Origin of the sequence: Dietzia sp. UBA5065 (assembly GCA_002415925.1) — a bacterium.
Lineage (GTDB): Bacteria > Actinomycetota > Actinomycetes > Mycobacteriales > Mycobacteriaceae > Dietzia.
In genome coordinates this window covers 1,320-3,132 of sequence record DIAZ01000138.1, presented here as the reverse complement: position 1 = coordinate 3,132, position 1,813 = coordinate 1,320, and the positions used below count along the sequence as shown (strand labels likewise).

Below are 1,813 nucleotides of genomic sequence, written 5' to 3'. Positions count from 1 at the left end.
GCCCTCAGCCGCCCTCAGCCGCTAAGCCTCAGCCCAGAATGTCGCGCCGCACCACGTTCTGATCGCGCCCCGGGCCCACGCCGATATACGACATGTGGCAGCCGGCCAGCTCCTCGAGCCGCAGGACGTACGCCTGCGCCTCGGGCGGCAGGTCGCCGAACTCGCGCGCGCCGGTGATGTCCTCTTCCCAGCCGGGCATGGTCTCGTAGATCGGGGTGGCGTGGTGGAAGTCGGTCTGCGTCATGGGCATCTCGTCGTGCCGCACGCCGTCCACGTCGTAGGCCACGCAGATGGGGATCTCGCCGATCCCGGTGAGCACGTCGAGCTTGGTGAGGAAGTAGTCGGTGAACCCGTTGACGCGGGCGGCGTACCGGGCGATCACGGCGTCGTACCAGCCGCAGCGCCGGGTGCGGCCGGTGTTGACGCCCACCTCGCCGCCGGTGACCTGCAGGTACTCGCCCCACTTGTCAAAGAGCTCGGTGGGGAACGGCCCGGCGCCCACGCGGGTGGTGTACGCCTTGACGATCCCCAGGGAGTGCGTGATCCGGGTGGGCCCCACGCCGGCGCCCACGCACGCGCCGCCGGCGGTGGGGTTGGACGAGGTGACGAACGGGTAGGTGCCGTGGTCCACGTCCAGCATGGTGGCCTGCCCGCCCTCCATGAGCACGGACTCGCCGCGGTCCAGGGCCTGGTTGAGCATGAGGGCGGAGTCGCAGACCAGGGGCCGCAGCCGGTCGGCGTAGCCGAGGAAGTACTCGACCATCTCCTCGACCTCCACCGCCCGACGGTTGTACACCTTCACCAGGATCTGGTTCTTGAGGTGCAGCGCGCCCTCGATCTTCTGCCGCAGGATCGATTCGTCGAAGATGTCCTGCACGCGGATGCCCACGCGGGAGACCTTGTCCGCGTAGGTGGGCCCGATGCCGCGGCCGGTGGTGCCGATGGCCTTCTTGCCCAGGAAGCGTTCGGTGACCTTGTCCAGCGCCTGGTGGTACGGCGCGACCAGGTGGGCGTCGGCGGAGATGCGCAGCCGGGAGGTGTCGGCGCCGCGGGCCTCGAGCCCGTCGATCTCCTCGAACAGCGCCTCGAGGTTGACCACCACGCCGTTGCCGATCACCGGCACGGCCGTGGGCGAGAGGATGCCGGCGGGCAGGAGCTTGAGCTCGTACTTCTCGCCGCCCACCACCACGGTGTGGCCCGCGTTGTTGCCGCCGTTGGGCTTGACCACGTAGTCCACGCGGCCGCCCAGGATGTCGGTGGCCTTACCCTTGCCCTCGTCGCCCCACTGGGCGCCGATCAGGACGATCGCTGGCATGGTTCGCTTTCACCTCGAAAAGAGTCGTCTAGACGGTGAGGGACGGACACGTTGACGGTGATTCCGCGCACACCAACACCCCAGATTAGCCGGTTCCGCGCCGTCACCCTAGTCGGTCAACCCCGCAGCCTGCGGAATCTCACCGGCGCTCCCGGCAACAGTTGCGAGATCACGTCCGCCGACCGCGAGGTCAGCACCCCGATCACCGGGTAGCCGCCGGTCACCGGGTGGTCGGGCCCGAACACCACCGGCGAGCCGTCCGCCGGGACCTGCACGGCCCCGCGCACCATGCCCTCGCTGGGGATCTCGCCGCCGCTCAGCCGGGGCACCGGCCGGGCCGGGTCGATGCGCACCCCCACCCTGTCGGCGTGCCCGCTGACGTGGCCCGTCCCCGCCAGGACCTCCCAGGCCTCGGGCGGGAAGAGGTCGTCGCGCGGACCGGGGATCACGTCCAGCTCGACCGCGCCGGCCGACGCCGCGTCCACGGCGGGTCCGCCG

At 70.6% G+C, this 1,813-nt stretch carries 1 protein-coding gene and 1 pseudogene; both read right to left on the bottom strand.

The genetic code is table 11. The annotated features are described in order from the left end of the window. Positions 1–28: 28 nt before the first annotated feature. Complete coding sequence (locus B4M60_RS10710; RefSeq protein ID WP_291083465.1) at positions 29–1,315, bottom strand: adenylosuccinate synthase; 1,287 nt, start codon at positions 1,313–1,315, stop codon at positions 29–31. A 116-nt stretch (positions 1,316–1,431) separates the two neighbouring features. Next, positions 1,432–1,813 (bottom strand): annotated as a pseudogene (locus tag B4M60_RS10705) (urea amidolyase); the annotation flags it as partial.

What these genes read in the sequence shown, in the direction of transcription:
- B4M60_RS10710 (WP_291083465.1), bottom strand. Translation starts at nt 1,315, where the DNA reads ATGCCAGCGATCGTCCTGATCGGCGCCCAGTGGGGCGACGAGGGCAAG.